Genomic DNA, 20,359 nt, shown 5'->3' with positions numbered 1-20,359 from the left:
TGCCAGTTTTATTTTAACTCAAATAAAACCTAGCGAAAGATATGAAAAATCACACTCAAACACTGAGTGCGAACACTTTGTAATATAACAAGCTTGTTAACATTAATCCTACAATTTTGAGGTCATTTGCTATAAACTAAAGCCACAATTTTTTTGATTTGTGTAGCTTATGTTCTATGAGGTGGAAGGTCTTTATATGAAAATGTAAATGGAAGTAGGCTAAACAAAAAAACCACATCTATAAAAGATGTGGTTTCTTGAATGTTGTGAGCCCTGAAGGATTCGAACCTTCGACCGCCTCCTTAGAAGGGAGGTGCTCTATCCAGCTGAGCTAAGAGCCCTAATCAACAAAATGTCGGGGTAGCAAGATTCGAACTTGCGACCTCCTCGTCCCAAACGAGGCGCGATAACCGGGCTACGCTATACCCCGAGACCTGCACAAAGTGCATAATCCCATACATCAAAAAGAAATCTATAAATAGACTTTTTTTGAAATTTGCGGAGAGACAGGGATTCGAACCCTGGGTAAGTGTTTCCACCTACGACGATTTAGCAAACCGCTCCTTTCGGCCACTCAGGCACCTCTCCTTTCACTAATAAATGAACTTGCTTATTGTAAGCGGATGCAAATGTACATCAAGAAATACAAGAAAACAAGAATAAAATGAGGATTAATTTATAAACTTCACCATAAAAATTAATCTCTAATGGTAATGCTCTCAAAATCAATAATAAATTAAATTAACTGATGATAAAATAAATTTATTTTTTCGCGAAAGCGTACCTATTCTATTGTCGTCTTAATGCAAAGTAGCCCGTAAAGATTACGTTAGACGCTGTATATGCTTTGTACCAAAACCCACTATCTAATAACTGTCTTCCGTGGTAGGTTCCATCCCAGCCAAGACCATAGGGCAAAATGGTTTTTAATCGCTTACCGTAACGGTCATAAATCTCTATGCTAGTAACTGTCTCTCCATTTACTACTACTCCCCTTACCTGCCAGGTATCATTTATACCGTCACCATTAGGTGTAAAATATTTTGGAAAACCTGGATCTGGACGTATTACTCTACTATCCATACCGCAGCCGCCTATATCTCTCACGTATACTTGTATATCTAATGGATTTATATTTTGCAATAATGGGCTAGATTGATAAGGTCCTGCAGGATTACCACTAGCAAATTCAAAATTTCCTTCCTCCTCTAGCTCCACAAGCACACTTGCCGTTGCACCTTGATTTGAAATAACTAGATTACTTATTACAGGAGCTGTAGATATAGTCACGTCAAACATATGCGTGGCTGTGCAGATTACAAAACCTGCCTCTACCATCGCCTCTTCTTTTACTTCTAGCATATATGTGCCTGTCTGAGTGATAGCAATACTAGGATCTGATGAGAGAAGTTGTTGCTGCCCTTCTATAATCTCATACCAAAAGATAGATTCATAGGGATCTGGATAACTTAACTGCAAGGGAGATTGTTCTTCACAAATCTCATAAGAATCTTCAAGATTAATTACAGGGTTAAGATCAACCATTTCACCTGTAATACCGTCTGTATACGGTCCGCAGCCCAGGGTTGTTGTAAAACTGGTTTGCGTGCAATTCTGAGCTTGCCCAGCTGCATTAAAGGGTGTGATGGTTACATAGTAGGTAACGCCTTCCTCAAAGTCTATTACAGGTGTAGATGTGGTTAACCCTATGTTTGTATTTGCTAGTACATCATCGCCGTCTGGAGTTGAGCCTATTTTAATCAAATAGCCTTCTACATTATCTACCGGAAACCACTCAAGCAGTGGTGTAAGAGCGACCTCTATTGCTCCATCTATAGGACTAAAAAGTTGCGTGCACTCCGGTATCTCAGATGCTATGACCTCAGTAGTAAAGCTAGTTTCAGTACAGGTAGTAACTTGCCCGTTTTCATTATAAGGTATTATTGTAATGTAATATGTTGTATCAGACTCTAAGTCAAATGGTGGTGTAAACGTAAGCGTGTTACCCACATCTTGCCCATTTATAACATCTGTGGCCCCTGGCGATGTGCCTATGTTTATAATATAACCCGTAGCTCGTGGAGCATAAGACCACGAAATGCTTGTGCTTACAGATACATCTACAGCGCCATTTATGGGAGAAACAACTTCTGTACATCCCGGTGGAAGCGTATTATCTTCTGTAGTAAAAAATTGAGCATCACAACTCACGGTATTTCCGCTCGGAAAAAAACCTCTTATAGTAATATATATTAATGTACTCTCTGGAAATCCTTGTGGGGCTGTAAACTGCGGGGTACTTCCTGCGTTATAATTATTAAGAATGTCTATGCCATCAGGGGTAGTCCCTAGATCTACAAAGTAACTCACCGCACCAGGTATATCTTCAAAAAATATCGTTTCGGTTACTCCTACATCTGTAGCTCCTTGTGCGGGTGAAGTAAGTAATGCGCAGGGATCATATGTAGTATACGCTTTCGCGAAAGCGGAAAAAAGAACAAATACCACCAAAGAAAGGATCTTTAAATTGATATAATGTCTTAACTGCTTCATAATACTACCACATAAAATAAGTCTAGTCTACCAAATATACGGCAAACTAATTTATGTTTTCGTAGGATTGAAACTGGTTATTGAGTTTAAAATACTCAAATGTTGTGCTATTAAAATAAGGTAGTTTGTCCTTCGCCGTCATCCCTGTTTTCATCATCACTAGGCTTTGTGCCCTGTGCAGTAGCGTCTCCTGAAGGACTAACAACCTTCTCGTCTACTACTTCTATCTCTGTTTTAGCTACTTCTTGCACTTCTTCATAAGGTAGAGAATCTATCCAGTTGAGGCCTTTTAGCTTTTCGGTAAAGAACGTATTACCCATTGCCGAAATACCCTTTATAGCGATAAAATCTTCCATAGAGACTGTTTCATTCTCACGCTGGTCTTTACCACGTTGCTTGTAAAAAACCATCTCTGCAACAGGCCTCCAGTCTGTAGATACAAGTTCTAGCTGGCTGTTGCTATGATCTGAAATAAAGGTTTCTTCCTTATCTGGACTATCTATTAAAAAGCGCTTACCGTAGTAACGTTCCTTTTCTCCATCCCAATAAATTGCGGTTATAGGCTTTTTAGGCACCCACTTCTCTAGTACAATCATATCATCATCAAAGTGGTGCGTTACCTCTGGTATAATGGTACGCACGTTACCGTGCTGGTTAATGATAAGTAATCTGTCATCTGGTCTAAATTCTCCCAGAAGATCTCCGCGCTCATCAAGATTGAGTCTTTGCACAGTCTCGTCAAACCATATTTTACGAGGCTTGAGCGTAGAAAGGCCTTTCTCCTTAAGCTCTACAGATTTTACAGCATTTTTTGAGACAATATTTCCTTTTGAAGATCTCCCTTTTATGAGTACATCTGCAAAGTCTACCTCAAGTCTAAGCTTCTTTACAGAGGCTACAGCTCTTAAATAGACGGTAACAAGCTCTGCCTCACCATTTGGATTTGCACTAAAATAGAGTACTTGTGCTCCTTTTTTATCACCAGCAAGCTGGTAATCATTATTACGTGTGACAGAGGTAACATTAAAACGTTTTACATAAGTAGGCAGTCCACTACCTGCTCTGTAAATCATATTATAGGTGGTGCGTTTATCTTTTTTCTTAAAGATAGCTACGTGTATGATGTCTTTACCTATAAAGGTTTTAGACTCCACCTTAACCACCATCATAGATCCAGACTTTGTAAATACAATAATATCATCTATGTCTGAACAATCTGTAACATACTCGTCTCTTTTAAGAGAAGTACCCACAAAGCCCTCTGCTCTGTTCACATAAAGTTTTGTATTTCTTAAGACAACTTTAGCCGCTTGAATATCGTCAAAAACACGGATCTCAGTTTTACGTTCTTTTCCTTTTCCGTAATCTTTTTTGAGACGGGTAAAATAATCTATAGCGTATTGTGTAAGATTATCTAAGTGATGTTTTACTTGGGCTATTTGATCCTCAAGTGCATCTATCTTCTGCTGTGCTTTATCTATATCAAACTTAGAAATACGCTTAATACGTATCTCGGTAAGACGTGTAATATCTTCTACAGTCACAGCACGTTTTAAGTGACCTATGTGAGGTTTTAAACCTTCATCTATAGCTTTAATTACACCATCCCAAGTCTCTTGTTCTTCAATATCACGATAAATTCTATTCTCAATAAAAATACGTTCTAGTGAAGCATAATGCCATTGGTTTTCAAATTCTCCAAGCTGGATTTCTAACTCAGATTTGAGTAGCTCTTTTGTGCGATCTGTAGACCTGCGTAGCATTTCTGACACTCCCACAAAAAGTGGCTTGTTATCTTCAATAACACAACCTAGTGGTGATATAGATGTCTCACAATTTGTAAATGCATACAATGCATCTATGGTTTTATCTGGAGAAATACCACTAGGTAAATGCACAAGAATCTCAACATTTGCAGAGGTATTATCTTCTATCTTTTTTATCTTTATTTTACCCTTATCATTTGCTTTAAGGATAGAATCTATGAGCGATGTAGTAGTCTGTCCAAAAGGTAGCTCAGTAATTACTAGCGTGTTTTTATCCTGCTGGCTCATACGAGCACGACAGCGTATCTTCCCACCTCTTAAACCATCTTTATAGTCTGTAAAATCTGCAATACCAGCTGTGGGAAAATCTGGATAAATAGTAAATCGCTTTTCTTTAAGATGTTTTATAGAAGCATCTATGAGTTCTATAAAATTGTGAGGCATCACCTTGGTACTTAAGCCTACGGCAATTCCCTCTGCTCCTTGAGCAAGTAATAAAGGAAACATTACCGGTAAGTTTATAGGCTCTTTTTTACGCCCATCATAAGAGGCCTGCCAGTCTGTAATCTTTGGGTTATAAACAACGTCTAGTGCAAATTTTGAGAGGCGTGCCTCAATATATCTAGATGCTGCCGCGCGATCTCCGGTTAAAATATTACCCCAGTTACCCTGTGTATCAATAAGGAGATCTTTCTGACCTATTTGCACCATTGCATCACCTATACTCGCATCACCGTGAGGGTGATACTGCATTGTGTGCCCTACCACATTTGCTACTTTATTATAACGACCGTCATCTAGCTCCTTAAGTGCGTGCATAATACGTCGCTGCACAGGCTTAAAGCCGTCCTCTATTGCAGGTACAGCGCGCTCTAGTATTACATAAGATGCATAGTCTAAAAACCAATCTTCAAACATTCCAGAGACACGGGTGATGGTCTCTCCGGCACCTTCTCCAGTTTCAGAAGGAAGCATATCTGAGTTTAATTCTTCGTCTTGGTTATGGTCGTTTATTTCTTCGCTCATTGATATGGTTTACGCTTTCGCGAAAGCGTTATTCTTTTACTCCTCTACTATTCTATCTAATTCTACCTTTAGATTTTCAATGATAAACTTCTGTCTATCTGGGGTGTTTTTACCCATATAGAATGAAAGAAGTTCCTCTATCATAAGTGCTTTGTCAAGCATCACGGGTGCAAGTCTCATATCTTCTCCTATAAAGAACTGAAACTCATCTGGCGATATCTCACCAAGCCCCTTAAATCGAGTAATCTCTGGCTTTGCGCCTAGCTTTGCCATCGCATCTGCCTTTTCTTGATCACTGTAGCAGTATATGGTTTCTTTCTTATTACGTACTCTAAAAAGTGGCGTCTCAAGTATATACAGATGTCCTTCCTTAATTACTTCAGGAAAAAACTGAAGAAAAAATGTAATTAGTAACAGGCGTATGTGCATACCATCTACATCGGCATCGGTAGCGATTACAATGTTGTTATAGCGCAAATCTTCAATAGACTCTTCTATATTAAGTGCCGCTTGTAATAGGTTAAACTCTTCGTTTTCGTAAACAATCTTTTTAGAAAGACCGTAGCTATTGAGAGGTTTCCCTTTAAGGCTAAAAACCGCTTGTGTGTTTACATCTCGTGACTTTGTTATAGATCCAGATGCAGAGTCTCCCTCTGTGATAAATAGTGTAGTCTCTAGGTTTCGGGCTTTCTTGCTATCTGTAAGATGTATACGGCAATCTCTTAATTTCTTATTGTGTAAACTCGCTTTTTTTGCTCTCTCCTTTGCAAGTTTTCTTATTCCAGAGAGATCTTTACGCTCGCGCTCTGCTTGTAAAATCTTACGTTGCAAGGCATCTGCCACTGGCGGATTTTTATGCAAGAAATTATCAAGGGCGGTTTTTAAGAAATCATTTATGTAGGTTCTTACCGTAGGTAAATCTCCTCCCATATCTGTAGAACCTAGTTTGGTCTTAGTCTGCGACTCAAAAACAGGCTCCATCACCTTGATGCTTATAGCAGAAACAATGGACTTTCTAATATCTGAAGCTTCATAGTTCTTACCATAAAACTCTCGTATCGTACGCACGATACTCTCTCTAAATGCCGCTTGATGTGTACCTCCTTGAGTGGTATGCTGCCCGTTTACAAAAGAGTGATACTCTTCTGAGTACTGCGTTTTACTGTGTGTGATTGCGACCTCAATATCTTCACCTTTAAGATGAATAATGTCATAAAGTCTATCCCCCTCTGCTATAGACTCAGATAATAAATCTTTTAATCCATTTTCAGAAAAGAACTTCTCACCATTAAAAACAATGGTCAGACCCGGATTAAGGTATACGTAATTCTTTATAAGGCGCTCCACATACTCAGAGCGAAACTTAAAGTTCTTGAATATCTCACTATCTGGTACAAACGAAACCTTAGTCCCGCGCCTACGAGAAGTCTCATCTAGCAAGTCTTGATTTGTAAGCTCTCCACGCTCAAACTCTGCACTTGCAGATTTACCATCTCTTGTAGACTCTACTCTAAAATAATTAGAAAGTGCATTTACCGCCTTTGTACCTACACCATTAAGTCCTACAGATTTCTTAAATGCACGCGAGTCATACTTACCACCCGTGTTCATTTTTGAAACCACATCAACCACTTTTCCTAGCGGAATCCCACGGCCGTAATCGCGTACGATTACTTTTTCGCCTTGTATAGAAATCTCAATGGTCTTACCCGCACCCATTACAAATTCATCTATACAGTTATCCAGCACCTCTTTTACAAGGATATAGATACCATCATCTGCACTTGAGCCGTCGCCTAGTTTACCTATATACATCCCGGGACGCATACGGATATGCTCCTTCCAGTCGAGGGAGCGTATATTATCTTCGTTGTATTGTGTTTCTTGAGCCATAAAATGTCGTGGAGTCGCTAATATAAGGACTTGCGATGGGTTAAGTAAGCACAAAAAAAAGAAGTAATTAACAATTTTAAAATGCTATTGTTGATTGCTATATTTTATACGCTTTCGCGAAAAGAAACACTCCTAGATCATCCACTTTTTACTACCATAAACAGCCACTATTTGTATCTTACCATTTGTTAAATCATATTTATGGCCATACTAAGAGGTTTACAAAGAAGACTTGCACTTATTGCTATAGCTGGAGCTGTTGCAGTAGCATTAATAATCATATTTAACACCAATGATAAGAATGTGCAACCAGAAATAATAACTGGAAACTCGTTATTAAAAAAAATAATGAACTCCAGCGGAGGAAAGGAAAACTACGAGGGTATAAAATCACTCTCTTTTAAAAAAGCATTCAAACTTTATGATAAAGACAGCATTACCGAAATAGACCGTCTCGAAAAACACACCTATGATTATACAAATGGTGCTGTGAGATCCATTACCTGGAAAGATAGCCTACACACGTACAAACTCATACAGAGGGATACTGCTATACTGCAGTTTAAGGATGGTACACGTGATACATCTGTAAGCAAGAAGGCTCTACAAAACAAATTATATGCCGCAACTTTTGTGCTAGGTCTTCCCTACACGCTAGATACAGATAGCTCGGTAAAAACGTACTTAGGTATTACAGATTTTCAAGGTAAACCAGCGCACGAGCTTAAAGTGACTTTTCAAGATGGCACAGATACTTGGTATCTTTATTATGAAGAGTCGACATTAGACTGGCTGGGGTACTGGGTACAAACTTCAGATCATTATAGCCTGGTAATTAATGAGGAAATGATTAATAAAAAAGGGTTTACGCTTTCGCGAAAGCGTAAAAGCTACCGCACAGACGCACAAAAAAATCGACTCTACTTGAGAGCCGATTATGAATATTCCAACTATTTAATACAATGATCAGCTCACATTTTCAAGCTTGAGAAACTGTGTAGGTGTGAGATCACAAAATCTTTTAAATGACTTATTAAAAGTCACTTTGTTATTATAGCCTACCTCATAGGCAATATCTATGATGTTAAGGTTTTCTGGGTTGTTTTTTAAACGTTCCATAGCCTCTTCTACTCTATATTTATTTATAAGTTCAAAGAAATTAAGGCCAAAATGCTCATTTATTACCTGTGAAGCATTGTGACGTGTTGTACCTAGTCGCTCTGCAACATACTCCAGTTTGAGAGTACTTTGTCTGTACAATTTATCTTCTTCTAGCAACTTGACAAGTTGCTCTTTGAGTTCGTTTGAGAAACTCGGTGTGAGACCAGAGTTTTGATATTTGTTTACTGCCTTTTTTACTTTAACAACCGTGGTCCCAATAAGCGCCTGTGGATTTGAGTAAGCCACATACCCAACATATAATACAAGGCCTGTCATCGCTAAAAGTTGAATATGCAACAAATCACTTCCAAAACTATACTGTATTAATATAAATGCATAAAGGGCATAAAACACTGCATACACGCTATGCACAACAACTATGTTACGACGTAAACGCAATTGCTTTATCTCAACGTTTGCTGCTTGCTTATTATTTAGATAGAGTTTAATGGTAAAAAATCCGTAGACTACAAGAGATATTATTTTACATATAGTGGCCGGCACTAAATACGGTAGTGTAGAGTAAGAGCCTTCACCAAGCATAATCTCTAATTTTCCCTCGGCAGACATTGCAAATACTGGAATGAGCAGTATTAAAAATATAACCGTAGGTATTAAATGCAGTGCATCTGTCTTTTTAAACTCATAATTTTTTGTAATTCGCTTAAAGTAAAAGTAAAGTACAGGACCATATAAAAATGAAAACGGCGCAGACATCGATAATGTGTGCGGCTCATAATACACATAATTAGATAAATAAAGTGCTACGTGTATTAAGAAAAAAGAGTGCATAAAGACAAAGAGACTTATAAGACCATTTGCCATTTTATCTTGCTTTTTTCTCGCATTTAGAATGAGGGCAATAAATATACCTATCAACCCTACATACAAATAGAAAAAAGTACCCATACTAAACTTAACTAAGTACTTATCTTTTAATTCAATAAAGCCGTTATTACGTTTTAGAACTTCATATGCGCTATTTTCTAAAATAGAGAAATCACCAGTTTTTACAATATAAGCTTCGAGAGATGCTACCGCCTTATCTTCTTGCCCATTTTTGGTATACAAAATGGCCTCACGCTCTAGCGCACTTGCTGTATCAATATAAAGTCCTTCTTGAGTTTCTTGTGTAGCATTTTCGTCTGGGTCTATCGTAGGATTTGAAAAAGCGACTAGCGGGATACTTAGAAAAAGTAATAATACAATGAATGATGATTTCATAAGTGTTCGTTTGATTGATGTCTGCAAGGTACAAAAACATCGTATAAACCATTGATTATAAGTATGCACCGATAAAAGTTTACTTACAGACTAAAATTACAAATTATATTAATCCCAAACCACACTAAACTTAAAATACTGGAAATCAATCTATTAAAAAGTAAGTTTTTATCGGTTAGCACAAAAAATAAAGTAAATATACTTCGGAATAAAAATGTGTTATTTTTAATAAAGAAATGTACTACAAATAAAAAAGCCCCCTATCGAGAGCTTTTCGAATAACTTATTTTACTTCAAAAAGTCTTATAAAACCTTTGCTTCTATAATTTCTATAGCAGATTTTACAGTTTCCATCTTTTCTATCTCATCATCCTCTATGGTAATATCAAAATGATCTTCTACATCTAATACGATGTCTACCAGATTTGCAGAATTTATATTAAGCTCTTGAGTGAGATGACTTGTAGGTTTAATATCATCTACAGAAACATCTTCTGGAAGATAGATTTTAATAATGTTTTTTAACTCGTCGTAATGCTTTGTGTTCATATCTTTAAATGTGTGATGAGATTCTTACTCATCAGGTTACTATCATATTTATATTAGGCTGTAAATTTTTTAAATATCATACAGCAATTTACATCTCCAAAGCCAAAACTAGCCTTAGCCGCTATAGAAATTGTTTTATTTACGGTATGACTAGGCACACAGCTATCATCTATTATACCCTTAATATCTGGATGTAAATTACCAGTATTTATATTGCCAAAGACCTTATTATTTTTAAGTTCTAATATGGTTGCGACAGTCTCAATGCTACCAGCGGCAGCAAGGCAATGACCAGTCATACTCTTGAGAGAATTAATATAAGGAAAATCTTTACCCCTTAACTCTAACGCTTCACTCCAGTTTTTTATCTCTGTAGGGCACATTCCCGTAGATGTAAGGTGACCATTTATGGTATCTATGTCTCTACTATCTATATCACTATTTCTTACAGCAGTACGTATACAGTGCTGCACAGCCTCACTGTTAGGTGCTGTCATAGTACCTCCCATACGCTGTCCTCCACTATTTACAGCTCCTCCTAATACTTCTGCATAAATGCGAGCTCCCCTTGACAGTGCACTATCTAAAGATTCTAGCACAAGTGCTCCTGCCCCACTGCCCGGTACAAAACCATTTGCATCTTCTTGCATAGGCCTACTGCCAGCCGTAGGGTTCTCATTATATTTTTTAGTAAGTACACGCATAGCATCAAAACCTCCCCATATGTAAGGACCACTGTCATTACAGCTCCCTACTAGCATACGCACAGCATCACCATTGCGCACGCGCTCATATCCCATTAAGACACTCTCAAGACCTGTAGTACAGGCACTACTATTTGTTGTAACTTGATTACCACAACCTATGTAACCACCTAAGTAGGCGCTTATCCCGCTTGCCATTGTTTGGATTACTGTAGTGCTTCCTAAGCGGCGTACTTTACCCTCATCAGTTTGGTAAATAGCGCTTCTAAATTTTTCTGCACCCAGTAGCGAAACCCCAAAAATGATCCCACTATCATAGTCTACAGCATCCTTATCCATAATATTGAGACCAGCATCTTTCCAAGCGTCTACACCTGCTATCATACCATACTCAATACCAGAACTTTGTAAATCACGTAACTGTAATGGAGTGAAGTATTCTTTTAAAAGCTCAGGAGTAACATCAGGCTGTCCCGCAATCTGACAGCCAAAATTCAAATCAGCTAGCTGTTGATAAAAAGTAACACCACTTTTACCCGAAAATATAGCATCTGAAAATTGTGCTAATCCTATTCCGTTAGGAGCACATACTCCCATACCTGTAATCACTACTCTATGCTTCATCTTTTGTGTTAAAAATTCCTGCTAGCTCACCTTGAGCGCAAATATCACCTCCTTCATCATATAACTTTACGGTACACTTTAATTTATTAAATCTAAAGTATTTTTGTACAGCTTTTACTATTACTCGCTCTCCTGGTAATACTGGTTTTAAAAACTCCGTTTGTGCATTTGTGAAAGCTACTTGTAATTGAGACAAGTCCTTATCTTGCATTTTATAAATACCTAAGCTTACAAGACCTATTTGTGCCATACACTCTGTAAGAATGACTCCAGGAGTAACAGGTAAATCTTTAAAATGGCCTTTGTAAAAAAAAGCCTCGGGTTTAAAGGTATAACTACCGTGTATCTCCTCTTTTGTAACCATATCTATAGTATCTACAAACAAAAATGGCTCGCCATATGGTAGTGCTGCAATGATTTCTTCTCCGCTCATTATCTTATGTGTTCACCTCCATCTACTGGTATTGTTGCACCGTTAATCCACGAGGCCTCGTCTCTTGTTAAAAGATACACTGCATTTGCCACATCATTAGGAAGTGTAAGTCGTTGGTATGGATTTCTCTTAACCGCCATTTCTTTCATCTTATCACTACCCGGTATAAGGCGTAAACTTTCGGTATCTGTAACGCCGGCTTGTATGCAGTTGGACGTTATACCCAGCGGCGCAAACTCTAGAGCAATTCCGCGAGAGATACTCTCTAGAGCTGCTTTTGCCGCCGCAACTGCTGCATATTGTGGCCACGCACGACTACTACCCTCACTCGTAAACGCAATGGCTCTTGCAGATGGGGTGAATAATTCCGCTTTCGCGAAAGCGGAAACCCAATCATAATAACTCACTGCCATAGCATCCAGCGTACCCTTGAAATCTTCATTTGAAAGTGTATTCCCGCCTTCTGCATCATACAACGGTTTTAGATTACCGCGCGCAATACTATGTAAGATTAATTTAATGACACCTTTACCGAGTTTTGCTAAAATATCATCTACAGTCTCTTGCCTTTTCTTAGGGTTAAGTGCGTCTGTGTTATAAGATATAATCTCACAGCCAGAGACCTCCATCTCCCGCACAGCATCTTCAAAAGCTGCCACCACACTACGTCTTGACCTGTGTATGATAATAATATTCATACCCTCGTGGGCTAGCTTCTTTGCCGTGGCAAGGCCTAATCCAGCACTTCCACCCAGTATAACAGCATATTTGTTTTTATAGCTTTGACTCATCTCTTATTACCATTTTAAAAGTACGCGTTGTGCCGAAAAACCAGGACCAAAACTAAGCATTATCGCTAGATCCCCCGGAGCACACTGTCGGTCTAGAAAACGTTCTAAAACGTACAAAACAGTGGCGCTACTCATATTACCATACAACTTTAGAACCTCTTTTGTATCATCTATATTTTTACCTAGTTTACCAAAAAGGTCTTCTACCGTCTCGACAATTTTACGGCCTCCTGGATGAAATATAAGGTGGTTTACATCTTCTATACTAAATCCATTTTGTGCGAGAAACGGGTGTATAATATCTGGAAACTTATCTGCTATTTGTTGTGGTACTTGCTGGTCTAATATCATTTGTAAACCTGTATTCACGAGCTTAAAACCCATCATCTCTTGTGCATTATAAAAGTGATACATTGCGGTATCTACTATCTCTGGTCCCTTATCTTCTTCTCTACTCGATAATAAAACGCAGGCAGCTCCATCACCAAAAATTGCCGCACTCACCACATTTACCATAGAGTAATCATCGTGCTGAAAGGTAGCCGTAGGACTCTCTATAGCAATTACCGCGGCTCTCTTGCCAGGATTTGCCTTGAGAAACTCATTTGCATAAATGGTACCACTTACACCAGCTGCACATCCCATCTCTGTTACTGGAAGGCGTACAATGTCTTGTCTTAAATTTAATGCATTTATTAAATAGGCATCTAGTGAAGGTATCATAATACCTGTACAGCTCACTGTTATTATAAAATCTAGCGATTGCCCCTCCCACGCAGCTTTATCAAGTGCTTTTGAGAGCACTTGCTCTCCTAGCTTTACAACCTCTCGCGTGTAGATATCGTTTTTTTCTTGAAAACTAGTAGCAGTAAATACCTCCTCTGGTGCCATTATACTGTAGCGTTTGTCTACAGCAGCATTGCCAAAAATCTTTTTTACCTTCCTCTTAAAGCGATCTTCTTGCCCGTCTAACCATATGTCTAAAAAAGGCAAGATCTCCTCTGTGGTGCGAGAGTACTGTGGCAACTGCTTTGCTACCGTTGTGATTTTTACGCTCATATTGTTTTTATAACCCACAAGTATCTAAATGCCCATTTCCATTGTATGGAATAACTATCTAGTGCGAGTTGTTTTGAATAGGTTTCTAATTCTTCTTTTTTGAAGGCTCTAGCTATACTAACCTTACCATCATATTTAGCAATCTTACTTTTCATAAATATACCGCTAAAAAGCTGAAACAAACGATATGCAATCATACTGCGCTGCAAATCATTTATAATCACTCCCGTACTTGCAAGCTGCACAAAGGTTTTAATAAAGGTACAGATTTGCTGGTCTGTAAAGTGATGCATTGTTAAGGTGCATAAAATAATATCGCACCCTGCGGTAGCAGCGTCTAGCGTAAGTATATTTTGAGTACTAAACGCGAGATGTGAGATACCTTCTGACTTCTTTCTTGCTCTAGCAATGCTCTTCTCATTTATATCAAGCCCTATAAAATCTATCTTATAATCTAGGTTTTCAAAATGTCTTGCAATCTGTCTTAAAACCTCTCCATCTCCACAACCTACATCTATCACTCTCCAATGTTTTTTATCGGGTTGTGAGGTAATCATATCCTCAAGCGCATTGATTGTTATCTTGTTACCGCCTAAGTATTTGTTTACCACAGCTAGATCTTTGAGAGCAAGACGTAGGTCTGCTTCTGGCAACTCTGGGTCATCCATTAATTCTGGAGCAGTACTACGTTTATTAAAATTCATTATAAGAGGTTTTTGCCGTGAGTAGATGTTATAATCTTAGTAAGTAATCTAGGTGATTGCTGTAAAACTCTCACACCTACTTTAGTGATAGTATCGCTTTGCAAGCCTCGCTGTATAATAGCACCGTTGCGCATTCTGGTTGTAAATGCAGCCTTCCACTGCTTGGTATAATTTTGCTCTAGGTGCGCTCTACTTTTTGGGTATGCCAGATATTCTAATAAACACTCACTAGCAATCTTAGCACTATGTATCGCCATCGCCATACCATTACCACATAACGGGTGTATAAGACCTGCACTATCACCTATCATAAGTATGTGATTCTCCACAGTCTGCTTGTTCTGAAAGGATATCTGACTTATGGTGAGTGGTTTATTAAACAAGGGTTTCGCTTTCGCGAAAAACGACTTGAGCTCTTTATTCTTTTCTAATACTTCAACTCGATAGGTATCTAAATCTTTATATTTTTTAAATGATGCAACATCTGCCAGATAACAAACATTTACAGCATCTGTCTCTACTTTAGATAGACCACAATACCCGCCTTTAAAGTTATGTAAGGCAACTTGATCTTCTGGAAAATCTGCTTGATAATGTACCTTCACACCGAGCCAAGGAGAACGGGTGGATATAAATTTTCGCGAAAGCGTAATATCTAGCGTACTTCGCTTTCCGTAGGCTCCTATTACGTGTGGTGTTCTATAACTTTTACCAGCTATGGCAACTTCAAAAATCTGATCATCATACGTTATGTCCAAAACGCTTGCTCTCTCAACGGTGACGCCGTTTTCAATAAGCTTATTGTACATCATATAATCTAGCGCATACCTGCTTATACCAAAACCTCCTAGTGGTAAATCTATGCGAAGCACCTCACCGCTTAAACCTGAGAAAGCAAACTTTGTAATTTCCTTTGCTCCGTGAGCGATGGGATCAATACCTAAACGGTTGAGATACGGCAAAACCTCATTTGAGACATATTCACCGCATACTTTATGTTTTGGGTACTCATTTTTTTCTATAAGAAGAATGCTATGAGCAGATTGGGATAAATGGAGAGCTGCGGTTAGTCCCGCAAGGCCACCTCCTACAATAATGATGTCATAATCTTGTCTCACATTGTGAAGTTACGAACCGCGAGACAATAAAAAATCCTTAAAACTAAAGTTTTAAGGATTTTATGAATTCTGTTGAGGCTGGTTCTTAATTACCTCCGTTAGCTTGATTTATTGCATCTTCTTTCATTTGCTCATTAGGCACTATCGCAAGTTGCACTCTTCTATTTTGAGCTCTCCCCTCTGCTGTATCATTACTAGCTGCTGGTTGCGCCTCTCCATACCATACAGTTGTAAAACGCCCTGCAGAGAGCCCTGTACCTATCATATAATTTGTAACTGCGTTTGCTCTGTTTTGAGATAATGTGAGGTTGCTTGCATCAGATCCTACACTATCTGTGTGGCCTGCTACAATAACATTAGTCTGGTTGTATTCTTTCATAATATTAGACAGTTTATTGAGCATAGTCTGGCTATTTGCGTTAATGTTATACTTGGCTGTATCAAAATACACACCAGAGTTCTCATCAAATGTCACCACGATACCATCATCTACACGCTCGACACTTGCACCTGGTATTTCTTGCTCTATCTGTTGTGCCTGCTTGTCCATTTTATTTCCAATAAGAACACCAGCACCACCGCCTACTACACCACCTATCACTGCACCTAGTTCTCCATTACCACCGCTACCAGCGTTGTTACCTATAATGGCTCCTAGTATGGCTCCTCCAGTAGCACCTATTACAGCACCTTTTTGTTTATTATTAGCATTTTTTGTCGCTTCACAACTAGTAAAACCTGTAAGCATTGCAGCACCAAGGGCTACCACCGTTATATTTCTTAATATATTTTTCATTTTTATGATTTTTTGATGTGTTATAATTACTCTGCGTTCTTAGTAAAATTCATTGTGATTTTAAAAGGAGATCCCTCTACATTTACCGTTTGTGTCATTTGTAACTGGCTATCAGAAAGGTAAGAAATGGCTATTCTAAAACCGGTATTAGTCTCAGATTTCATCTTTGCATCTGTAGGCTTTAGTAATATGTCATAATTCATCTCATCACCTTCGTTATTAGGTATAGACCAAACGAAGTATCTTTTTTCGGTATCGCAGCTTGCGCCCGAAAGTTCATAGTTTCCAAAATTATTATTAGGTATAAATCTCCAAGTACTACCTTCCATACACTCCTCAGAAGCATCGTTCAAAAGGTTTATAGTATAAGTGCCTGCACGGTCATAACTCACATCGTTAAGTGTCCAGGTTCCTTTAAGTGTTTTCTTTGATTCTTTAATAACAGATGTAGAACCACAACTTGTAATCACAGCTAGTACTACAACTAGCATTGACATTTTTAAATATTTCATAATAGTTAGGTTTTAAAGTAAAAAGGCAATCTCTCAAAAAAATGAAAGATTGCCAGATATTTTCTAGAGGTACGTATTATCTCTTAAATAAACGACTTACTAATGATAATACAAATAATACAATGAAGATAAAGAATAAGATCTTTGCAATACTCTCAGCTCCAGAGGCTATACCACCAAATCCAAAGATTGCAGCGATAATTGCGATAATAATAAATATGATTGTGTAACGTAACATAATGTGATTGTTTTATTGATTAGTATGGTGTAAAAGTATCGCCATTTGTTGCGTTTTTTTCAGACTTTAGCAGCCTTTAACGGCTAAATGTTAACCGATAGCCAAGATTCTCTCTTTTAACTCATTTTTACTTAAAACATTAACATTTTTCAACGTCATAAAAAAAGGGCTTCATATTTGAAGCCCTTTTTAAATAATAATCTATTCTAAATTCTTAATAGTCTATGAGCTCTTGAAGCACACCTTCTAGACGCTCTAATGGTAAGTATTGCTGCTCTAGATTTGCATCAAAAGGAATAGGTGTATCTAAGCTTGTCACACGTTTTACTGGTGCATCTAGCTTCTCAAAACAAGATTCCATTATAAGTGCCGAAATATCTGACATAATAGACCCAAAGCCAGAATCTTCTGTAAGTAATAATGCCTTACCCGTTTTACAGACAGATGCGATGATGCTCTCCTTATCTAGTGGTTGTAAAGTTCTTAAGTCTATAAGATCTACAGATAACTCTGTTCTTTTATTTAATAAGTCAAGCGCCCAGTGCACCCCTGCTCCGTAGGTGATGATGGTAAGCTGTGACCCTTCTCTTACCAGTGCAGCCTTACCTAACGGGATTGTGTAATAATCTATAGGCACTTCTTGTCTTATACTTCTGTATAGCTTTTTATGCTCAAAGAATAGTACGGGATTTGGATCTTCTATAGCCGTTGCAAGTAATCCTTTGGCATCTGCCGGAAAAGCAGGAAAAACCACCTTAAGACCTGGTGTATGTGTAAACCAAGCTTCATTAGTTTGAGAGTGAAAAGGTCCAGCCGCCACTCCTGCACCACAAGGCATACGCACCACGACATCTGCCGGTTGCGACCATCTGTAATGTGACTTAGCCAGGTAGTTTACAATAGGATTAAAACCCGAGGTTGCAAAATCAGAAAACTGCATTTCCATCATTGCTTTTTTTCCGTTAATAGCAAGACCCATTGCTGTCTCAACAATGGCGCTCTCACAAATAGGTGTATTGCGCACACGTTCTTTACCAAACTGCGCTACAAAACCTTCGGTTATTTTAAAGACGCCTCCATACTCTGCCACATCTTGCCCCATTATCACAAGGTCATCATACTTCTCCATAGACTGGCGCAAGCCTTGAGAGATAGCATCTATGAGTCTTAGCTCTTCTTTAGTGTTACTGGGTACGCTTTCGCGAAAGCGGAAAGGTGCATACACATCTTCCATCTCTGTGTTGAGATCTGGAGTGATTTGCTCCTCTTGATATGACTTTTCTAGGTGTTCATTTATTTCATTTTTAATCTCAACGGCATACCGTTCTTTTACCGTAGCCGAAAGTATACCTTCTTGCTCCAAATAGGCCTCATAATTACTAAGCGGATCTTTCTTTGCCCACATATCCATAAGCTCCTGAGGTACGTATTTTGTACCACTAGCTTCCTCGTGACCGCGCATTCTAAAGGTTTTAAACTCTATAAGTACCGGTCGCGGGTTATTACGTATGTCTTCTGTTATTTTTGAGATTTGTGTGTAGACTTCAAGTATGTTATTACCATCTATAATGTGTGACTCCATCCCGTAGCCCTGAGCTCTGTGAGCAAGATGCTCACAATTATACTGCTCTCTAGTAGGTGTCGAGAGTCCGTAGCCGTTATTCTCTATGCAAAAAAGTACGGGCAGCTGCCATACAGACGCTACATTGAGCGCCTCGTGAAAATCTCCTTCACTCGTACCACCCTCTCCTGTAAAAACGGCCGTTACGGCTTTCTCTTCTCTTAATTTATGAGCAAGAGCGATCCCGTCTGCCACACCAAGTTGAGGTCCCAGATGAGATATCATTCCCACAATATTGTATTCTTGAGTGCCAAAGTGAAAACTACGGTCTCTTCCTTTTGTAAAACCACTCATTTTGCCCTGCCATTGTGTAAACAATCTATACAACGGTATCTCTCTCGTGGTAAACACTCCTAGGTTACGGTGCATAGGCAAGATATACTCTTCATCGCGCATTGCAGATGTAACTCCTACAGAAATGGCCTCTTGGCCTATACCAGAAAACCATTTTGAGATTTTGCCTTGTCTAAGTAAGATGAGCATTTTCTCCTCTATCATACGAGGTTTGAGCATCGCTCTGTACAATTGCAAGAGTACTTTGTCATCAAGAGTACCTCGATTATAATTAAATGAGAGTGTAGTTTTTGTATGCGTAGCCATTAGGTTGTGTTTGATATAACCAAATGTAATCATTATTGCCTAACGAAGACTTGCCGTAAAATGTTGAGCTAATAAGCTCATCAATAAGTACGTATATGCAAAAAAGCTAGTAACTCATATGTAATGCATACGAGCTACTAGCTTCTCATAAAATTTGTAAATAATTTAAAAAGCAGTGATTATGCCTCTTCTACTTCTACTTTATTTAAGGCGTCTGCTATGAGCGTATCTCCTTTTATAATTTCAAAAGTTTCTCTATTTGCTACATCATCGTTAAGAGAGCGTACCAACGTTTGAGCTACGTCATTACGACTTATCTCTCCGTGCTTTCCTAGCTTTTCTTGTAGCTCAATTTTATTTGTAAGCTCATCATTTGTTAAGCTTCCTGGGCGCACTATTGTGTAATTAAGACCGCTGTCTTTAAGATACACATCTGCATTATGTTTTGCTTTAAGATACTCTTGTAAGTCTTCTGCCTGCTCTGGGTTGTCTGCTCCCATAGAGCTTAGCATTACAAACTTCTTGATGTTATTCTGTTTTGAAGCATCTATCATCTTCTTTGCTCCTTCTTGGTCTACAGCTACTACTTTTTTACCACCAGATCCGGCTGCAAAAAGTACTTTATCATAAGGCTGGTTAAATACTGGAGTCACATCTTCTTCTAGATCTCCCATTACTGTTGCTATACCCTTTGATGCAAAGAAAGATTTTTGCTCCTCCTTACGCACCATTGCTATAGGTGTGAAGTATTGTGATTCATTTAAAAGGTTTACTATTTTTTTTCCTGTGGTACCGTGGGCACCTGCTACTAATATCTTTTCCATAACCTCAAGATAGAAAGATACTGGCGGCAAACCATAGATTACTAATCGGTTTAACTCCGATTTAGTATGAAAGTTCCATTTTGAGAATCAATTACTAATGAAATTAACATAAAGAAAGTGCTAATGTGTTGCAATACGTTTTCGCGAAAGCGCACAAAAAGTT

General features: G+C 38.4%; 17 protein-coding genes and 3 tRNA genes. 1 reads left to right on the top strand and 19 read right to left on the bottom strand.

Going from position 1 to position 20,359, the window contains the following annotated elements:
• Window positions 1–267: 267 nt before the first annotated feature.
• The 6 genes from ABVM49_RS11085 to ABVM49_RS11060 form a co-directional block, all read right to left on the bottom strand.
• A tRNA-Arg gene (locus ABVM49_RS11085) sits at window positions 268–341 on the bottom strand.
• Window positions 342–355: 14 nt separating this feature from the next.
• Window positions 356–430: transfer RNA gene (locus tag ABVM49_RS11080), tRNA-Pro, on the bottom strand.
• Window positions 431–499: 69 nt separating this feature from the next.
• Window positions 500–588: transfer RNA gene (locus ABVM49_RS11075), tRNA-Ser, on the bottom strand.
• Between the two features lie 201 nt (window positions 589–789).
• Window positions 790–2,508, bottom strand: coding sequence for a T9SS type B sorting domain-containing protein (locus ABVM49_RS11070; protein ID WP_405203675.1), 1,719 nt, complete (start codon window positions 2,506–2,508; stop codon window positions 790–792).
• A gap of 155 nt (window positions 2,509–2,663) precedes the next feature.
• Window positions 2,664–5,345 carry a DNA gyrase/topoisomerase IV subunit A gene (locus tag ABVM49_RS11065; protein ID WP_405201951.1) on the bottom strand — a complete coding sequence of 894 codons (2,682 nt, stop codon included), beginning with the start codon at window positions 5,343–5,345 and terminating at the stop codon, window positions 2,664–2,666.
• A 36-nt stretch (window positions 5,346–5,381) separates the two neighbouring features.
• Entirely contained in the window at window positions 5,382–7,238 is a 1,857-nt protein-coding gene (locus tag ABVM49_RS11060; RefSeq protein ID WP_405201949.1) for a DNA topoisomerase IV subunit B, read from the bottom strand.
• Between the two features lie 201 nt (window positions 7,239–7,439).
• Here ABVM49_RS11060 and ABVM49_RS11055 point away from each other — a divergent pair, with 201 nt between their 5' ends.
• Window positions 7,440–8,204: a hypothetical protein gene (locus tag ABVM49_RS11055; protein ID WP_405201948.1), complete on the top strand. Its 765-nt coding sequence runs from the start codon at window positions 7,440–7,442 to the stop codon at window positions 8,202–8,204.
• Here the strand turns inward: ABVM49_RS11055 and ABVM49_RS11050 are convergent, their stop codons facing one another.
• The 13 genes from ABVM49_RS11050 to ABVM49_RS10990 all read right to left on the bottom strand — a co-directional run bounded on the left by ABVM49_RS11050 (window position 8,205) and on the right by ABVM49_RS10990 (window position 20,196).
• A complete protein-coding gene (locus ABVM49_RS11050) occupies window positions 8,205–9,623 on the bottom strand; it encodes a helix-turn-helix domain-containing protein (protein WP_405201947.1) in 1,419 nt (472 codons plus the stop codon). It abuts the gene before it with no gap.
• 303 nt (window positions 9,624–9,926) lie between these two features.
• Complete coding sequence (locus tag ABVM49_RS11045; RefSeq protein ID WP_298348757.1) at window positions 9,927–10,172, bottom strand: acyl carrier protein; 246 nt, start codon at window positions 10,170–10,172, stop codon at window positions 9,927–9,929.
• 53 nt (window positions 10,173–10,225) lie between these two features.
• Entirely contained in the window at window positions 10,226–11,500 is a 1,275-nt protein-coding gene (locus ABVM49_RS11040; protein WP_405201946.1) for a beta-ketoacyl-[acyl-carrier-protein] synthase family protein, read from the bottom strand.
• The gene (locus ABVM49_RS11035; protein WP_405201945.1) at window positions 11,490–11,933 is read right to left on the bottom strand and encodes a 3-hydroxyacyl-ACP dehydratase FabZ family protein; all 444 of its coding nucleotides are present in this window, start codon (window positions 11,931–11,933) and stop codon (window positions 11,490–11,492) included. The genes ABVM49_RS11040 and ABVM49_RS11035 overlap by 11 nt, the downstream gene beginning before the upstream one ends.
• Window positions 11,933–12,724 carry an SDR family oxidoreductase gene (locus ABVM49_RS11030; protein WP_405201943.1) on the bottom strand — a complete coding sequence of 264 codons (792 nt, stop codon included), beginning with the start codon at window positions 12,722–12,724 and terminating at the stop codon, window positions 11,933–11,935. Before ABVM49_RS11030 ends, ABVM49_RS11035 begins: the two co-directional genes overlap by 1 nt.
• Window positions 12,725–12,730: 6 nt before the next feature.
• Complete coding sequence (locus tag ABVM49_RS11025; RefSeq protein WP_405201940.1) at window positions 12,731–13,783, bottom strand: type III polyketide synthase; 1,053 nt, start codon at window positions 13,781–13,783, stop codon at window positions 12,731–12,733.
• Window positions 13,780–14,487 carry a methyltransferase domain-containing protein gene (locus tag ABVM49_RS11020; RefSeq protein ID WP_405201939.1) on the bottom strand — a complete coding sequence of 236 codons (708 nt, stop codon included), beginning with the start codon at window positions 14,485–14,487 and terminating at the stop codon, window positions 13,780–13,782. Before ABVM49_RS11020 ends, ABVM49_RS11025 begins: the two co-directional genes overlap by 4 nt.
• Complete coding sequence (locus ABVM49_RS11015; protein ID WP_405201938.1) at window positions 14,487–15,605, bottom strand: NAD(P)/FAD-dependent oxidoreductase; 1,119 nt, start codon at window positions 15,603–15,605, stop codon at window positions 14,487–14,489. The genes ABVM49_RS11020 and ABVM49_RS11015 overlap by 1 nt, the downstream gene beginning before the upstream one ends.
• Before the next feature lie 85 nt (window positions 15,606–15,690).
• Entirely contained in the window at window positions 15,691–16,401 is a 711-nt protein-coding gene (locus ABVM49_RS11010; RefSeq protein WP_021778918.1) for an OmpA family protein, read from the bottom strand.
• Between the two features lie 26 nt (window positions 16,402–16,427).
• Window positions 16,428–16,913 carry a lipocalin family protein gene (locus tag ABVM49_RS11005; protein ID WP_405201937.1) on the bottom strand — a complete coding sequence of 162 codons (486 nt, stop codon included), beginning with the start codon at window positions 16,911–16,913 and terminating at the stop codon, window positions 16,428–16,430.
• Between the two features lie 76 nt (window positions 16,914–16,989).
• Window positions 16,990–17,151: a DUF1328 family protein gene (locus ABVM49_RS11000; RefSeq protein ID WP_021778916.1), complete on the bottom strand. Its 162-nt coding sequence runs from the start codon at window positions 17,149–17,151 to the stop codon at window positions 16,990–16,992.
• Between the two features lie 214 nt (window positions 17,152–17,365).
• Window positions 17,366–19,372: a thiamine pyrophosphate-dependent enzyme gene (locus ABVM49_RS10995; RefSeq protein ID WP_405201936.1), complete on the bottom strand. Its 2,007-nt coding sequence runs from the start codon at window positions 19,370–19,372 to the stop codon at window positions 17,366–17,368.
• Between the two features lie 179 nt (window positions 19,373–19,551).
• Window positions 19,552–20,196: an SDR family oxidoreductase gene (locus ABVM49_RS10990; protein ID WP_405201935.1), complete on the bottom strand. Its 645-nt coding sequence runs from the start codon at window positions 20,194–20,196 to the stop codon at window positions 19,552–19,554.
• Between the last annotated feature and the right edge of the window lie 163 nt (window positions 20,197–20,359).

Source organism: Dokdonia sp. LLG6352-1, assembly GCF_045055815.1.
GTDB classification, from domain to species: domain Bacteria; phylum Bacteroidota; class Bacteroidia; order Flavobacteriales; family Flavobacteriaceae; genus Dokdonia; species Dokdonia donghaensis.
Note: the sequence above shows the minus strand (reverse complement) of the source record. Positions and strands in the feature narration are given on the sequence as shown.